General features: G+C 41.6%; 15 protein-coding genes. 8 read left to right on the plus strand and 7 right to left on the minus strand.

Annotated elements, in window-relative coordinates:
* Window positions 1–8: 8 nt before the first annotated feature.
* Entirely contained in the window at window positions 9–665 is a 657-nt protein-coding gene (locus G498_RS0100300) for an alpha/beta hydrolase (protein ID WP_026979297.1), read from the minus strand.
* A 144-nt stretch (window positions 666–809) separates the two neighbouring features.
* Here G498_RS0100300 and G498_RS0100305 point away from each other — a divergent pair, with 144 nt between their 5' ends.
* Window positions 810–1,091, plus strand: a complete 282-nt coding sequence (locus G498_RS0100305) for a GNAT family protein (protein WP_026979298.1) — start codon at window positions 810–812, stop codon at window positions 1,089–1,091.
* A 66-nt stretch (window positions 1,092–1,157) separates the two neighbouring features.
* Complete coding sequence (locus tag G498_RS0100310; RefSeq protein ID WP_026979299.1) at window positions 1,158–1,499, plus strand: hypothetical protein; 342 nt, start codon at window positions 1,158–1,160, stop codon at window positions 1,497–1,499.
* On the opposite strand, the gene mtaB is transcribed toward G498_RS0100310, so the two are convergent.
* Window positions 1,496–2,824 (minus strand): tRNA (N(6)-L-threonylcarbamoyladenosine(37)-C(2))-methylthiotransferase MtaB, encoded by a 1,329-nt coding sequence (mtaB, locus tag G498_RS0100315; RefSeq protein WP_026979300.1) that lies wholly within the window; start codon window positions 2,822–2,824, stop codon window positions 1,496–1,498. The two genes, G498_RS0100310 and mtaB, sit on opposite strands and share 4 nt — an antisense overlap.
* A gap of 250 nt (window positions 2,825–3,074) precedes the next feature.
* Between mtaB and G498_RS0100320 the strand changes: the two genes are divergently transcribed.
* Window positions 3,075–3,503, plus strand: coding sequence for a PepSY-like domain-containing protein (locus G498_RS0100320; protein WP_026979301.1), 429 nt, complete (start codon window positions 3,075–3,077; stop codon window positions 3,501–3,503).
* Window position 3,504: 1 nt separating this feature from the next.
* Here the strand turns inward: G498_RS0100320 and aspA are convergent, their stop codons facing one another.
* The 3 genes from aspA to G498_RS0100335 all read right to left on the minus strand — a co-directional run bounded on the left by aspA (window position 3,505) and on the right by G498_RS0100335 (window position 6,532).
* Entirely contained in the window at window positions 3,505–4,899 is a 1,395-nt protein-coding gene (aspA, locus tag G498_RS0100325; RefSeq protein WP_026979302.1) for an aspartate ammonia-lyase, read from the minus strand.
* Between the two features lie 86 nt (window positions 4,900–4,985).
* A complete protein-coding gene (locus G498_RS0100330; protein ID WP_026979303.1) occupies window positions 4,986–6,161 on the minus strand; it encodes a GlmU family protein in 1,176 nt (391 codons plus the stop codon).
* A 119-nt stretch (window positions 6,162–6,280) separates the two neighbouring features.
* A complete protein-coding gene (locus G498_RS0100335; protein ID WP_026979304.1) occupies window positions 6,281–6,532 on the minus strand; it encodes a type B 50S ribosomal protein L31 in 252 nt (83 codons plus the stop codon).
* Between the two features lie 222 nt (window positions 6,533–6,754).
* Between G498_RS0100335 and G498_RS0100340 the strand changes: the two genes are divergently transcribed.
* The 5 genes from G498_RS0100340 (at window position 6,755) to G498_RS0100360 (ending at window position 12,613) form a co-directional block, all read left to right on the plus strand.
* Window positions 6,755–7,297, plus strand: a complete 543-nt coding sequence (locus G498_RS0100340; RefSeq protein ID WP_026979305.1) for a DUF4199 domain-containing protein — start codon at window positions 6,755–6,757, stop codon at window positions 7,295–7,297.
* A 67-nt stretch (window positions 7,298–7,364) separates the two neighbouring features.
* A complete protein-coding gene (locus tag G498_RS0100345) occupies window positions 7,365–8,321 on the plus strand; it encodes a glycosyltransferase family 2 protein (protein ID WP_026979306.1) in 957 nt (318 codons plus the stop codon).
* 32 nt (window positions 8,322–8,353) lie between these two features.
* On the plus strand, window positions 8,354–10,081 hold the full coding sequence (locus tag G498_RS0100350; protein ID WP_026979307.1) for a phospho-sugar mutase: 1,728 nt from the start codon (window positions 8,354–8,356) through the stop codon (window positions 10,079–10,081).
* On the plus strand, window positions 10,081–11,910 hold the full coding sequence (locus G498_RS0100355) for an ABC transporter ATP-binding protein (RefSeq protein WP_026979308.1): 1,830 nt from the start codon (window positions 10,081–10,083) through the stop codon (window positions 11,908–11,910). Before G498_RS0100350 ends, G498_RS0100355 begins: the two co-directional genes overlap by 1 nt.
* Window position 11,911: 1 nt before the next feature.
* Window positions 11,912–12,613 (plus strand): DUF2971 domain-containing protein, encoded by a 702-nt coding sequence (locus tag G498_RS0100360; RefSeq protein WP_026979309.1) that lies wholly within the window; start codon window positions 11,912–11,914, stop codon window positions 12,611–12,613.
* A 30-nt stretch (window positions 12,614–12,643) separates the two neighbouring features.
* On the opposite strand, the gene G498_RS0100365 is transcribed toward G498_RS0100360, so the two are convergent.
* Window positions 12,644–13,375: a hypothetical protein gene (locus G498_RS0100365; protein ID WP_026979310.1), complete on the minus strand. Its 732-nt coding sequence runs from the start codon at window positions 13,373–13,375 to the stop codon at window positions 12,644–12,646.
* A gap of 44 nt (window positions 13,376–13,419) precedes the next feature.
* Window positions 13,420–15,888: a TonB-dependent receptor gene (locus tag G498_RS0100370; protein WP_035744331.1), complete on the minus strand. Its 2,469-nt coding sequence runs from the start codon at window positions 15,886–15,888 to the stop codon at window positions 13,420–13,422.
* Window position 15,889 lies beyond the last annotated feature (1 nt).

Consider the following 15,889-nt stretch of genomic DNA (forward strand, 5'->3'; position numbering starts at 1 on the left):
TTTTTACGTTATTCGGCAATAATTCCCGGCAGGTTTTCATTCATCCATTTGTATTTAAACAGAATCATCGCATGGGTCCCGCCTTTCACCACAATGCAGTTTTTAATGTTTTTAATCGGAAAGACATCGTCGGCATCGCCGTGAATGTGCACGATTTTTTCGTCTGCTTTTTTCCGGTTCCAGATCAGGACGTGCTCAATCGCCCAATCGAGATATTTTTTATCGTTTACGGAAAGGTACATTTTGTACAATTCCAGTCTTTCTTTCACTTTTTCACCGATACCGTATTTCAGCAGGAATTCCACATTGGAAAACATCCGGGTTGGTATCAGTTTGTACGCTTTCGCGTTTTTGGCGAGCTTCATCAACATCGGAAATTCATCTCTGCATTTCACACTCGAAATGATAATGGTTTTCCGCACCGGAATAAGCTCAGCCATTTCCTGCACCAGAATCCCGCCAAACGAAACCCCTATTAAAACAGGATTTTCGTGTTTTATTTCAGCAGTCATGCGTTTGGCATAAACTTCCAGCGGTTCGTTTTTCTCCGGCAAGAACCATTCCAAAAAATGCATTTCAAAAGTATCTTCCGGCAATTGTATCCTTTCAAAAATTTTAGGACTCGCCGCAAGTCCCGGCATAAAATAAACGTGGATTTTACTCATTACGAATGTTTTAACGCTGCTGTTTAATGATTTTCGGTGATTTTTTCCGAAATTTGCATAAAAATAATCCAATAAAAAGGATTTCACAATGCGAATCCGTCTTATTTATCATTAATTTATTACATCACGCCTAACTTCACTGTCATGGAAATCAAAAACAATGAGTTATTGCGACAGTTTGAAAACCAAACCGACAAAGGTTTACTTACCGTTGAATACTCCATACAGGAACGAAAATTATTCCTGACTAAACTGAATCACGCCGAAACACTCGAACAGGAAACCATCGACGAATTTCTGAAAAACATCATGGCAATAGCCGTGGAGAAAAAATTTAAAGTAGTTCCCACGCATGCAAAGATTACCAGTTTTTTCAGAAAAAATCCTTCTTACAAAGACTTACTGCCTCCGGGAATCAAAATTTAAAAAAGAAAAGTCGTCCCAAAACAGGACGACTTTTTTATTTTTCAAAAAATAGTGTATTTTTATTGCATGACAGAAGAAGAATTCTACACCGATATCCTTCATTTTTTCGAAGATATCGATAAATACTACGGCAGCAAAACGGAAATTACCGAAGGCATCTGCAACTCTTATGGCGATTTCAGTGCCGATTTGTCTACGTGGAATCTCTTCGAGTTCGATTTAATCCGTTCGGCCTACCGCAAAACCGGCGACCGTTTTATGATGGAAGGCGAAGGCATGTATTACGAAATTTCCGCCGGTTCCATCGTATCGTTCCACCAACCCGGAAGGAACAAATTTGAATTTATCGAAAAACTGGGTGAAAACGTGTACCGCATCACCAAACTGCGCTTCCACTACAAATACTAAACCGGAACGTTTACAAATTCCATGCGTACCGAACCGTCTTCGTCTATTTTGGTCAGGTTGATTTCGTGTAGCGTATTGACTAATTCCGGATTCCAGGGCGTTTTTACCTTTACGTAATTTTCGGTGAATCCGTGGATGTAGCCTTCTTTATTTTCGCTTTCAAATAAAACGGTTCGGTTGGTTCCGATTTGACTTTCATAAAAAGCCCGGCGTTTTTTAACCGATAATCCACGCAACATTTTACTGCGTTTCGCACGCACATTACCCGGCACCACACCTTCCATTTCAGTAGCTTCGGTATTATCTCTTTCGGAATACGTAAAGACGTGCAGATAAGAAATATCTAGTTCGTTTAAGAAGTGATAGGTTTCCAGAAAATGTTCGTCCGTTTCACCCGGAAAACCTACGATGACGTCTACACCGATACAGGCGTGCGGCATCACTTCGCGGATTTTGGCCACGCGGTCGGCATACAACTCGCGTAAGTAACGACGTTTCATTTTTTTCAGAATGTCATTGCTTCCGGATTGCAGCGGAATATGGAAATGCGGCACAAAAGTCCGGCTTTGCGACACAAATTCGATGGTTTCGTTTTTCAGCAGATTCGGTTCGATGGACGAAATGCGCAAACGCTCGATGCCTTCCACTTTGTCAAGCGCCTGAACCAATTCGAAGAAAGTATGCTCGTGCTTTTTATTTCCGAACTCGCCTTTTCCGTAATCGCCGATGTTTACCCCGGTTAAGACGATTTCTTTGATGCCCTGCTGTGAAATTTCTCTGGCATTTTTCAAGACGTTTTCCATCGTATCGCTTCGGGATATCCCGCGCGCCAACGGAATGGTGCAATACGTGCATTTGTAATCGCAGCCGTCCTGCACTTTCAAAAAAGCACGGGTTCGGTCGCCTATGGAATAACTTCCTACATAAAAATCGGCTTCTTCAATTTCGCAGGAATGTACTTCTCCCATGTCGTTTTTAGACAAATCGTTGATGTAATCGGTAATTTTGAATTTTTCGGTTGCACCTAAAACCAAATCCACTCCGTCCACATCGGCCAATTCTTCCGGTTTCAACTGCGCGTAACAGCCTACCGCCGCAACGAAAGCTTTATCGTTGAGCTTCATGGCTTTTCTGACAATCTGTTTGAATTGTTTGTCGGCGTTTTCGGTTACCGAGCAGGTATTGATCACATAAATGTCGGCTACGTCTTCGAAATCGACACGGTCGAAACCTTCGTCCTGAAAGCTTCGCGCTATGGTTGATGTTTCGGAGAAATTCAACTTACAACCCAGCGTGTAAAAGGCAACTTTTTTTCTGTTTTCCATAAATAAGCTTAATTGATGAAATCGTCGTCAAAAATTAAGGCTGCAAATTTAAGCACAATAATTTATTAAGTGAAATTATTAACTGATTATCGCTCAATATTTTACAGGTTTTTTCATTTTTCAGCATCAACCGGAAGTTAAACAAAAATCTTAAATATTGAAAATCAACACTTTCACAATTTAACAGATTGCCCGCCCGGTTGATTTTTCGTAATTTTAACAGTCTTAAGCAACACTAAAATCCGTTCGTATGAAAACAGTATTTTCTTTAATGGTTTTTCTGCTTCTGCCGTTATTGAGTTGCGATGCACAAGGCCGTAAAATTGATCCGTCACAGCTTCCGGAAGGTGCGCATACTTTTCTGAAAGAACATTTTCCGAACAAGACGATTGTCCGCGCTACCAAAGATTGGGAACACGGTGAAAAAGGTTTTGAAGTCTGGTTAAACGACGGCACCGAAGTCGAATTCTGGAAAGACGGCAGTTATCGCGAAGTGGACGGCCATGGCAAACCCATCCCGACAGCGTACATTCTTCCTTCAATTACGGAATATGTAAAAGCGAAATATCCGAATGAAAAAATTACCCACATCGATTGGGGTCACAAAGACCTTGATGTAGACCTGACCAACAAAATCGACTTGGAATTCGACAAAAACGGAAATATTTTAAAAGATTAGCCTAATGTTTTTTCGGCGCCAGCATGTTTTCCGGATTCAAAATATCGTCCAGTTGCTCTTTGGATAAAATATTGTGTTCCAGCACTAAATTGTAAACACTTTTACCGGTTTCCAATGCTTCTTTGGCAATTTTGGTGCTGTTTTTATAGCCGATATACGGATTCAGTGCCGTTACGATTCCGATGCTGTGCAGCACCATTTCACGACAGTGTTCTTCGTTGGCAGTAATACCGTCAATACATTTTTTGCGCAACGTATCCATCGCGTTCGACAACAACTGCATCGATTCCATAATGGCATACGTCAAAACGGGCTCCATCACATTGAGTTGCAATTGTCCTGCTTCGGCGGCCATTGTCACAGTTAAATCGTTCCCAATGACGCGAAAACACACCTGATTCATCACCTCCGGAATAACCGGATTTACTTTTCCCGGCATAATGGACGAACCCGGCTGCATTGGCGGCAGATTGATTTCGTTCAGCCCACAACGCGGTCCGGAAGACAACAAACGCAAATCGTTACAGATTTTGGACATTTTAATCGCCATACGCTTTAAAGCCGAAGAATAAATCACGTAAGCGCCGGTATCGGGTGTGGCCTCAATTAAATTCGGTGCGGAAAAAATGGCGAGTCCTGTAACGGTTGCCAAATTTTCAGCACACAATTTTGCATAGCCGGGAGCCGCATTGATACCGGTTCCGATAGCCGTGGCGCCCATATTGGTTTCCAGCATCAGGTTGCTGTTTTGGGTTAACCGGTCTACTTCTTCATCTAAAGTAGCCGCAAACGCTTCAAATTCCTGACCAAGCGTCATCGGGACAGCGTCTTGCAATTGAGTTCTTCCCATTTTCAAAACGTGTTTGAACTCCTCGCCTTTTTTTCGGAAAGAAGCTATAAGGTCTTTCAAATGCGCAATAAGCTGCATGTTGGAATTCACGGCCGCAATGCGGATAGCCGTCGGATAGGCATCGTTGGTGGATTGCGACAAATTCACGTGATCGTTCGGGGAACAGTATTGGTACTCGCCTTTCTGATAACCCATGAGTTCCAAAGCGCGATTCGCCAACACTTCGTTGATATTCATATTGGTCGACGTTCCGGCACCGCCCTGAATCATATCCACGGGAAATTCCTGATCGAATTTTCCGGTGAGCACTTCTTTGGCCGCTTCCACGATGACGTTTTTCAGTTTTTCATCGAGCAGCCCTAACTGGAAGTTGGTTTCTGCCGCAGCCCATTTCACATAAGCCAGTCCTTTGATGAACTCAGGAAACTGGTACAATTTAACCCCGGATATTTTAAAATTATCGATGGCGCGCTGGGTCTGAATGCCGTAATACGCCTTGGCAGGAACCTGTAAATCCCCTAACAAATCGTTTTCTGTTCTGAACATAACTTTCGAAGTTTGAAGAATAAATTTACAAAAAAACCACGACTCCTTTCGGTAATCGTGGTGTTATAATTTGCATAAATTTCTGGTTATTCTTTTCGGTATTTCTTGGTTTCCTCAAAAACGTGTTCCAGAATTCGGGCGTCTTGTTCGGTAAATTCCACATGACGGCGATCCATTACGATTTTTGCCGTCTGAAATGCTTTGTTGGTCATATAAGTAGTAAAACCGGAGGCACCGCCCCAGGAGAAACTCGGCACGAAATTACGCGGAAAACCGCTTCCGAAAATATTCGCCGAAACCCCGACAACCGTTCCGGTATTGAACATCGTGTTGATGCCGCATTTGCTGTGATCGCCCATCATTAATCCGCAGAATTGCAATCCGGTGCGAGCAAATCCTTCGGTTTCATAGCTCCACAATTTTACTTCTTCGTAGTTGTTTTTCAGGTTGGAATTGTTACTGTCGGCACCTATGTTGCACCATTCGCCCAAAACGGAATTCCCTAAAAACCCGTCGTGTCCTTTGTTCGAATAGCCGAAAAGCACCGAGTTATTGACTTCTCCTCCAATTCTACAGTGAGGACCAACTGTGGTTGCCCCGTATACTTTGGTTGCTAACTTCACCTGTGCTTCTTCACACAAAGCAAACGGCCCGCGAATTACGGAACCTTCCATGATTTCGGCATTTTTACCAATGTAAATGGGTCCGGTGGAAGCATTTAAAGTGACGAATTCCAGTTTCGCCCCTTCTTCAATAAAGATGTTTTCGGGAGCGATTACGTTTACGCTTTTCGGGATAGGTTGTGAAAAACGGCCTTCGGTAATCAAATCGAAATCTTCGCGCAAAGCCGCATCGTTTTTGGCAAAGATGTCCCAGGTATGCTGGATCTGGATGCAGTCTTCGGTGTATTCAATGATTTCGTATTCATCAAAATTCACTTCTTCCTGATTTTCCCTGCTGTAAAAGGCAACTACTTCGTCATTATAAAAAATCGCCTGATCGGCTTCCAGCGAGCGCACCATTTCCGAAAGAATTTCATTGGGCAAAAACGAGGCATTAATCATCACGTTTTCCTCCATTTCCACCATCGGAAATTTCTCCATCAGGTATTCTTCGGTTAATGTGGTGGTGGTATAGCCCAAATATTTTTCCCATTTTTCGCGGATGGTTAAAATTCCCACGCGGATGTCGGCTACCGGACGGGTAAAGGTGAACGGCAATAAGGCGTTGCGAACGGTTCCGTCAAAAAGTATGTAGTTCATAATTGTCTGTTTGTTTATTGGTTATCGGCAACCGAAACCAAAGTTACAAAGTTTTCGTTCAGATAAAATAAAAAAGCCTCCCAAATTTGAGAGGCTTTTCAGATATCGTAAAACAGTTATTATTTGCTGAATTTCGCGTATTTGTTTTTGAATTTATCAATACGTCCTGCAGTATCGATAAGTTTGGATTTACCTGTATAGAATGGGTGAGATGTTCTTGAAATCTCCATTTTGTATACTGGGTACTCAACACCGTCAACAGTGATGGTTTCTTTAGTTTCTACTGTAGATTTAGTAATGAATACGTCGTCGTTTGACATATCTTTGAAGGCTACTAATCTGTAATTTTCCGGGTGAATTCCTTTTTTCATGGTAAATCTTTTTTATTAATGGTTACAACCGTTCTGATGCTTTTATTCGCTAAAAGGTATAAACGCACTGTAACTTTTTGTTTATAATCTTTTTATTTCAGGCTGCAAATTTACAACTATATTTTTAATTTCAAATAATTGTGTAACTTTTTTTAAATAGCCGCAACTAACCGGTGATAGATCATAATTGTTATATTTGTAAATTAAATAATTCAAGTTTTTATGGAAAACAGTACTACACCTGCCAAACATGCCTTATCCTACGGGGTAACTTTCGGAGTTGTTTTGGTTTTAGAGTTTATGCTAATGTATGCTTTAAACATTGACACTAACGAAAATGCCTGGGCCGGTATTGTCATGAACCTGCTTAATTATGTGGTTTTGCCGTTTGTTTTAATTTATACTGCAGCCAATAAATTCAAAAAAGAAATCAGCGAAGGTTTTTTATCGCTTTCACAAACTCTGAAAATCGGTGTTTCCATTACGGTACTTGCAGCACTAATTTACGGTGTGTTTTACATTATTTTCGATTTGATTTTCCCGGAATTCAAAGAAGAATTGTTTGAAAAAATTCAAGAAATTGCCGTAAAACAGAATCCTTCCACGACAGCCGAACAGTTAAAAATGTCGATGAAATTCGTAAAAATATTCATGAACCCATACGTTGCTGTGCCTTTTACGATTGTAATGTATGCAGTTATCGGTTTGATTCACTCCTTAATTGTTGGGGTTATTCTTAAAAAAGACAAACCGGTTTTTGAATAACAGCCTATTATTTTCAGCCCTGCCGACCGCTTGACAGCAGGAAGATATTAAAATTTAAAACGTAAGGATGAATTTATCCATCATAATTCCTTTATTAAACGAACAGGAATCGTTACCCGAACTCCATGCCTGGATTGTAAAAGTCATGAAAGAAAACAACTTCTCTTATGAAGTACTTTTCATTGATGATGGTTCGACCGACAATTCCTGGAAAACTATCGAAGACCTTTCGGCGAAAGATGCCAACGTAAAAGGAATTCGTTTTTTACGCAATTACGGAAAATCACAGGCATTGCACGCGGGTTTTGCCAAAGCGCAAGGCGATGTGATTATCACGATGGATGCCGATTTACAGGATTCACCCGATGAAATTCCGGAACTTTTCAGCATGATTACCAAAGACAATTACGATTTGGTGTCGGGCTGGAAGAAAAAGCGCTATGATTCGGTGGTAGCCAAAAACCTGCCATCGAAATTGTTTAACTGGGCGGCACGGAAAACCTCCGGAGTAAAACTGAACGATTTCAACTGCGGCCTGAAAGCCTACAAAAACATCGTGGTAAAAAACGTAGAAGTGTCCGGCGAAATGCACCGCTACATTCCGGTTTTGGCCAAGAATGCCGGATTTGGAAACATTGGCGAAAAAGTCGTGATTCATCAGGCGCGGAAATACGGTTCGTCTAAATTTGGCATGAGCCGTTTTATCAACGGTTTTCTGGATTTGATTACGATTTGGTTTATCTCCAAATTCGGAAAACGTCCGATGCACCTGTTTGGCGCCTTAGGCGTGATTATGTTCCTGATTGGTTTCTTATCGGCAGGCTACATCGGCATTATGAAATTATACAAAATATACAGCCACGAAACGGCTATACTGGTTACCAACAACCCTTGGTTTTACATTGCGCTAACTACAATGATCATCGGAACACAACTCTTTCTTGCCGGTTTTCTGGGAGAAATAATTTTACGAACGAAAAACAATGAAGAACGCTACAAAATTGCAAAGGAATTAAACCTGTAATTTTGTAAATGACTTAAATTATCAGAAGAGCAATGCACATTGAAAAAGCAATTTTAGATCAGGTAAACATTTGGTTAACACCCACTTTCGATAACAACACGCACGAAGCCATCCGCGAAATGATGACTTCTGCCCCGAAAGAACTGGAAGACAGTTTCTACAAGAATCTGGAATTCGGAACCGGCGGTATGCGCGGCATTATGGGCGTGGGTACGAACCGCATCAACAAATACACCTTAGGTAAAAACACGCAGGGACTTTCCAACTATTTAAAAAAGTGTTTTCCAAATGAAGACATTAAAGTAGCGATTGCTTACGATTGCCGCCATAACAGTAATACATTAGCCAAAGTAGTTGCAGATGTATTTTCAGCAAACGGCATCAAAGTATTTCTGTTTTCCGATATGCGTCCGACACCGGAATTATCGTTCACGGTGCGTCATTTAAAATGTCATACCGGAATCGTTTTAACGGCATCGCACAATCCGCCGGAATACAACGGATACAAAGTATACTGGCAGGACGGCGGACAGATTGTACCTCCGCAGGACGGCGAAATCATCAAAGAAATCGAAAGTCTGGAATATTCCGATGTGAATTTCAAAGCTGACGAAAGTCTGATTGAATACATCGATACAGCGATTGACGAGGCCTTTCGTGATTCAACAATAGCCAATGCGAGTTTTAACACCTCGAAACCGGCAAAAGAAAACCTGAAAATCGTTTACACTTCCTTACACGGCACTTCGATTAAAGCCATTCCGGGCGTTTTGGAAAAAGCAGGCTATACCGATGTGAACATTGTGAAAGAACAGGCCGAACCGAACGGAAATTTCCCAACGGTTAAATCGCCCAACCCGGAAGAACCGGAAGCCTTAACCATGGCGATGGAACTGGCCGATACAATCAATGCCGACATCGTCGTGGGAACCGATCCGGATTCCGACCGATTAGGCGTTGCGGTTCGCGATACTAACGGAAAAATGATTCTGCTGAACGGAAACCAGACGATGGTTGTCATGACACATTTTCTGCTTCAGCAATGGCAAAAAGCCGGAAAACTGTCTGGAACAGAATTTGTTGGCTCTACGATTGTTTCCACACCGATGATGCTGGAGTTGGCTTCCGCTTATGATGTGGAATGTAAAGTCGGGTTAACCGGTTTCAAATGGATTGCCAAATTCATCAAAGATTTTCCAAACCAGAAATTCATTGGTGGCGGCGAAGAAAGTTTCGGTTTTATGGTAGGTGACGCCGTTCGTGACAAAGACGCCATTGCCGCTATTTTATTAGTTTGCGAAATTGCCGCACAGGCCAAAGAAAAAGGAAGTTCGCTGTATCAGGAATTGCTTCAGATGTATGTCGATTTCGGCTTTTACAAGGAGCACCTGATTTCCATCACCAAAAAAGGAATAGAAGGCGCCAACGAAATTAAACAGATGATGATTGATTTGCGCGAAAACCCACTGAAAGAAATTAACGGACAACGCGTGGTTTGCATTGAAGACTACCAGACTTCCAAAGGAAAAGATTTCATGAACGGAGAAGAATTCAGTATTTCCATTCCGAAATCGAACGTCCTGATTTATTATCTGGAAGACGGCAGTAAAATCTGCGCCCGACCAAGCGGAACCGAACCGAAAATAAAATTCTACTTTAGCGTAAATTGCCAGGTGGAATCAATTAATGACATCCCGGAAGCGGAAGCGTTTCTGGAGGCTAAAATCAAAAATATTATTGCGGAAATGCAATTGAACTAATGGATAAGAACTTTTCAAAAATAATTCCTTACGCGTTATATTATAAAAAAAATGTAATCCTGAACATTGGCTTCAACATACTGTATGCCTTATTCAGTACGTTGTTGATGATTTCCATCATGCCTACGCTGGACGTGCTTTTCAAACAAACCTCCAGAGTCACCCAAAAACCTGTCTATGAAGGGATTGGAAATTTAAAACAATACATTCAGGAGTTATTCAATTATTATGTTACCACCATTTCGGATCAGTACGGCGTACAAAACACTTTGCTGTTGGTAATCGGGATTGTTGTTTTGACGGCTTTCTTAAAAAATATCTTCAATTATCTGGCTTCCAGACATATCTCAATTTTAAGAAACGGTGTATTGAGAGACATCCGCAAATCCTTGTTCGATAAAATTATCCAGTTACCCATTTCGCATTATTCCGACAAAAGAAAAGGAGATGTAATGACCCGCATGCTGGGCGACGTAGGCGAAGTACAAAATTCCTTTTTTCAGATTTTAGAATTGGTGGTCCGAGAGCCTTTAACCATTATTTTTTCCCTGGCCTCGATGTTTCTGATTAGTGCAAAACTTACACTTTTCGTGCTGCTTTTCATTCCGATTTCCGGCTTAATCATTTCGAAAATAGGAAAAAGCCTGAAGGCTAAATCAACGAAAGTACAGCAGGAATCAGGCTTGTTCATTTCCACTTTAGACGAAACCCTTTCCGGTTTAAAAGTGGTAAAAAGTTTCAATGCGGAAAGCGTATTTAAAAAACGTTTTAACGAATCCCTTGAGCGCCTGTTGTATCTGTCGAATAAAATATCAGACAAGAACAATTTGGCCTCTCCAATGAGTGAGTTTTTGGGAATTCTAACCATTGCTACCCTGCTTTGGTACGGCGGGCATTTGGTATTGGTTGAAAAGAGCCTGTCCAGTACAGCCTTTATCACTTACATCGCTCTGGCCTACACTATTTTGACGCCGGCAAAGGCCATTTCCAAAGCCTCTTATCAGGTAAAAAGCGGTTTGGCTGCTGCCGATCGGGTGTTTGGCCTTATCGAAACGGAAAATGATATAGTAGATCAGCCTAACGCAATAACCTTAAACACATTCTCCAGCGCAATATCCCTTGAAAATGTAACGTTTGGCTATGAAGCGGATCCGGTGATTAAAAATCTTTCCCTGAAAATTCCAAAAGGAAAAACCGTGGCACTTGTCGGGCAGTCGGGCAGTGGAAAAAGCACCATCGCCAACCTGCTTACACGATTTTACGACATTCAGCAAGGTCACATCAAAATTGACGGGTTCGACGTTAAAGAGGTTACGATGCATTCATTGCGGCAACAAATCGGGCTGGTTACTCAGGACAGCATTCTTTTCAACGATACAATCAAAAACAATATTCTCTTGGGAAAAGAAGATGCCACTGAAGAAGAAATTATCAATGCCCTGAAAACTGCTAACGCTTACGAATTTGTTAAAGATTTGCCCGAAGGCATTAATACTGTTATTGGTGACTCCGGAAACAAATTGTCCGGAGGTCAGAAACAACGTCTTTCCATTGCCCGTGCCGTGCTTAAAAATCCGCCGATTATGGTTTTGGACGAAGCCACTTCGGCCTTAGATACGGAAAGCGAGCGATTAGTGCAGCAAGCTTTGGAGAAAATGATGGAGAACCGGACTTCTGTAGTGATTGCCCATCGCTTATCGACCGTTCAAAAAGCTGATACAATTGTGGTGATGCAAAAAGGGCAGATTGTTGAACAAGGTACTCACGAAGAATTGTTAGCTAAAAACGGTATGTATTCCAAACTGGTGTCCATGCAGTCTTTTGAATAAAATGTATGTAAACAACCCAAACATCAAACTTCCCGAAAATCCGGACACGATTATCTGGAAATACTTGGATTTGTCCAAATTTTTAGACCTTTTGATTTCGGGTAAAATGTTTATGTCGCGCTCGGATAAATTTGAAGACCAATACGAAGGCACGTTCAGCGAGCCTACTTTTGAAGAAATCAAAAAAATATCTGAAAACAACCCAAAATTTCTCGATTATTACAAATCACATCGCGAAAATGTAGTCATCAGCAGCTGGCATACCAACGAATACGAAAGTTTTGCCATGTGGCAGGTGTTTACCAAAAACAACGAAGGACTGGCGATACAATCTACGATTGGCCGTTTAAAAGAAGCGCTTCATTTAGAGCGCAACTTCGAACAATTCATCGGCGAAGTGAATTATATCGATTACAAAAAAGAGCATATTCCCTTTGATGATGTTTTCTTTCCGTTTCTTTTCAAACGCAAAAGTTTTCAGTACGAAAATGAAATTCGGGTAATTTCCGATGTAACCGCGCAAAATCTCACGATTAATGAAGGGCTTAAAATAAACGTCGACATCAATACCCTGATTGAACGGATTTACATTCATCCCAAAAGTGAAAACTGGTATAAAAAGCTCGTGATTGAACTGGTTTCCAAATTAGGCTTTGACTTCACGATTGAAAAATCCGATTTGGAAAGCGATATTCTGATATAAAAAAAGCGAACAAAAATGTTCGCTTTTACTTTATTTAGATTGTGCAATCGGTTCATATTCCTCAGCACCCCATTCTTTGGCAAGCAGGTTAACATAATAATAATGCACTTTGTCATTCTTATCGAAAGCACCGTTTTTATTATTATCCTCTATCGTTCTGAAATACAGACGATTTTGCACTTCGACAATGTTCCAGTCGATTAATTCCTGTAAATCCGCAGACAGTTTTGTAAAACCCGTTCCGTTGAAATTACTGATGTACAACGATTTAATGTCGTTTGAATCGGTTTTTCCGTCACGGTTGGTATCGGCATCCACCAAAGCATAAACCAAAATCTGTTTTTTGGTGTTATCCGCTATCGTATTCAGATAGGTTGCGGTCTGAATCTGAATGATTTTATCCGTTAAAGGTCGTAAAGCCGTGGAATCCAGATGCTGAAACTTCAGATTTTCGAAATAACCGGTCAGTTCAAAACGATTGTAATTCGACAAAGCGTAACTTACCGAATTGGTTTTGCTCGAACCGTAACTGCTTCGTTCCGCAGAAACCCTCACATCGCCTATCGCGTGAATCAGGTATTTGGTTCCTTCCATATGAATCGGTAAATCGGCAATTTTGATTTGCGAAGAATCATTTTTCACGACAACTTCTGAAGCCGTTTTCGATTCTTCATAACTTACCTTGGGCTTGGCATTTTCCTCTTTACAGGCCGCAAAAAGAAAAAGGGAAGCGATAACGGTTATTTTCGACAAGTTTTTCATACTAACACAATTGGTCTTTCAAATATAAAACTTTTTGGGACGAACTACAATCGGACATTCAATTTCACATTAAAGGTTCGGGTGGTCATGTAATTCGGAATGCCGTACTGACTTTTGGTGTACACATCGCGCACCCAGGTATTGGTAATGGCATTCTGATTGTTAAACAGGTTATAGATTTCCAGACCAAGTGAAAATTCTTTAAAATGTTTTAGCCAATTTCTGTTGGACGAAATCGTTGCGTCTTTAAACACATACGAAAACCCGGCATCCGCACGACGGTAATCTCTCAGACGCAACTGGTATTGATACGGATCTGCATACGACGGTGAACCTCCCGGAAGCCCTGTATTGTAAACCAAATTCAGATACATTTTCAGATTGGGAATATTCGGCATGTAATCCTGAAACAACAATCCGAATTTCAGCCTCTGGTCGGTCGGACGGGCTATGTAACCTCTGTCGTTCTGGTTTTCTTCCGTTTTCAGATAGCCGAAACTGAACCAGGATTCGGTTCCCGGTACAAATTCGCCGTTCAGACGGAAATCGGCTCCGTAAACATATGCCGTTGCATCGTTGTTGGCCCGGTAACGGATTCGGACATTATCAATTGTATAGGTGTTCACATCCGTCAAATTTTTATAATAGGCCTCCGAAACCAGTTTAAACGGCCGGTTCCACATTTTAAAACTGTAATCGTTACTCGCTACAATATGAATGGATTGTTGTGCTTTAACATTAGGCTGCACTACCCCGTCATAATCCCGAAGTTCTCTGTAAAACGGCGGCTGATGGTACAAACCTCCCGATAATCGGAAAACCATGTCCTTCTCCCAATCCGGTTTAAGGGCAAACTGGGCACGCGGACTGAAAACCACCTGACTCTTCCCTTCCGTTGGCGCTCCGGTAACCTGCCACTGATGCGCTCTTGCCCCGGCATTGATCCAGATTTGGTTAGCGCCCAATGAACCACGGTAATTCCATTGGGCATATCCGGAAAAGCGGTTGATTTTTATAAAATTAGTCGCTCTCACGTTTTTATAGGGCGACAAGGGTCCGTAATACGGATTATACGGCTGGTCGTTCGGAATATCGATAACCGGATTCGGCAGGGAAAAACCGGCAGAATCGATAACTTCCCACTCTACCACACGGTCGCGAATGTCTTCTCTGGTGTATTTGAAACCCCATTCCACCTGACTGTTTTTCTCTTTAATTTCGTGAAACCCTTTTACTTCTGCGTTTACAATTAAGGCATCCAGATCGTTTCTGGCATGGGTAAGCTGGGAACCGACACCTCTTGAAAAGACCACATCTCCAAAAGTATCCGAACCGATATTGGTATCAATTTCTCCCAAACGGTATTGTGCCAGAATATCGAAATATTCCTGTTCCTGCGTGTGATACGTTGATCCGATAAATTTCAGTTTAAAATTATCATTGGCCTGATATACCGATTTTACCGCTCCGAAAAGAGTTAGGTATTCGTCTTTTTCCTGACCTTCGTAAAAAATCTGCAACGCAATCGGATCGTCTACCGTACCGAAATTGGTCTGACGCGACAATGGCTGATAATGGTATTTATTTTGCGATATATTACCTAAGAAACTCCATTGCCATTTGGTTGAAGCATCGAAAGTAAGCTGTGTCTGAATGTCGGCAAAAGACGGTTTAAAGTTCGATTCGGTTTCCTGACTGTTTACCAAAAGACTGTTGTTTCGGTAACGGATACCGGTAATATTGCTCCACTTCTGATTTTTGGAAACCAGGTCTACGGTGGCGCTTCCGCCTAACAAACTCGCATCTAAAGCCGCTTGAAATTTTGTTGGTCTTCTGTAGGTTATATCTAAAACCGATGACAGTTTATCGCCGTATTTGGACTGAAAACCACCTGCGGAAAAATCCACATTGGAAACCATTTCGGTATTGGTAAAACTCAAACCTTCCTGCTGACCGGAACGAATCAGGAACGGGCGGTAAACTTCAATTTCATTGACGTAAACCAGATTTTCATCATAATTTCCGCCCCGAACGGCATATTGTGTACTCAATTCGTTGTTGGAATAAACGCCCGGCAATGTTTTTAAGATGTTCTCCACACCAGCGTTAGCTCCCGGAATCATGCGAATAACCTGAGGTTCAATCACCGTAATCCCTTCCACCCTTTTACGTCCGGCACTGGAAACCACTACTTCTCCGATTTGCTCGGCACTTTGGTTCAAAACCACATTGAGTTCGTAATCTTCATTCGGTTTCAGTTCCACAACAACTGTCGATTTTTTATAGGAAACGTGTGAAATTTCAATCGTTACTTTCTTTCCCGACGGGATTGCAATAAGGAAAAAACCGTTTTCATTGGAATTTACCGTTTCCGCTTCCGCTTTAATCGTTGCGCCTGCTATGGGTTTGTTGAATTCGTCTAATAAAATTCCTTTTACTCTGGCTTTTTGGGAAAAAACAGAACAACTTAAAAAAAACAGGCTAACAATCAGAAGTTTATATACAGTTCTCAAA

The sequence above is a fragment of the Flavobacterium suncheonense GH29-5 = DSM 17707 genome (genome assembly GCF_000430025.1).
Lineage (GTDB): Bacteria > Bacteroidota > Bacteroidia > Flavobacteriales > Flavobacteriaceae > Flavobacterium > Flavobacterium suncheonense.

What these genes read in the sequence shown, in the direction of transcription:
- G498_RS0100355 (WP_026979308.1), top strand. Translation starts at nt 10,081, where the DNA reads ATGGATAAGAACTTTTCAAAAATAATTCCTTACGCGTTATATTATAAA.
- G498_RS0100305 (WP_026979298.1), top strand. Translation starts at nt 810, where the DNA reads ATGGAAATCAAAAACAATGAGTTATTGCGACAGTTTGAAAACCAAACC.
- aspA (WP_026979302.1), bottom strand. Translation starts at nt 4,899, where the DNA reads ATGTTCAGAACAGAAAACGATTTGTTAGGGGATTTACAGGTTCCTGCC.
- G498_RS0100360 (WP_026979309.1), top strand. Translation starts at nt 11,912, where the DNA reads ATGTATGTAAACAACCCAAACATCAAACTTCCCGAAAATCCGGACACG.
- G498_RS0100365 (WP_026979310.1), bottom strand. Translation starts at nt 13,375, where the DNA reads ATGAAAAACTTGTCGAAAATAACCGTTATCGCTTCCCTTTTTCTTTTT.
- G498_RS0100335 (WP_026979304.1), bottom strand. Translation starts at nt 6,532, where the DNA reads ATGAAAAAAGGAATTCACCCGGAAAATTACAGATTAGTAGCCTTCAAA.
- G498_RS0100345 (WP_026979306.1), top strand. Translation starts at nt 7,365, where the DNA reads ATGAATTTATCCATCATAATTCCTTTATTAAACGAACAGGAATCGTTA.
- G498_RS0100350 (WP_026979307.1), top strand. Translation starts at nt 8,354, where the DNA reads ATGCACATTGAAAAAGCAATTTTAGATCAGGTAAACATTTGGTTAACA.
- mtaB (WP_026979300.1), bottom strand. Translation starts at nt 2,824, where the DNA reads ATGGAAAACAGAAAAAAAGTTGCCTTTTACACGCTGGGTTGTAAGTTG.
- G498_RS0100340 (WP_026979305.1), top strand. Translation starts at nt 6,755, where the DNA reads ATGGAAAACAGTACTACACCTGCCAAACATGCCTTATCCTACGGGGTA.
- G498_RS0100320 (WP_026979301.1), top strand. Translation starts at nt 3,075, where the DNA reads ATGAAAACAGTATTTTCTTTAATGGTTTTTCTGCTTCTGCCGTTATTG.
- G498_RS0100310 (WP_026979299.1), top strand. Translation starts at nt 1,158, where the DNA reads ATGACAGAAGAAGAATTCTACACCGATATCCTTCATTTTTTCGAAGAT.
- G498_RS0100330 (WP_026979303.1), bottom strand. Translation starts at nt 6,161, where the DNA reads ATGAACTACATACTTTTTGACGGAACCGTTCGCAACGCCTTATTGCCG.
- G498_RS0100300 (WP_026979297.1), bottom strand. Translation starts at nt 665, where the DNA reads ATGAGTAAAATCCACGTTTATTTTATGCCGGGACTTGCGGCGAGTCCT.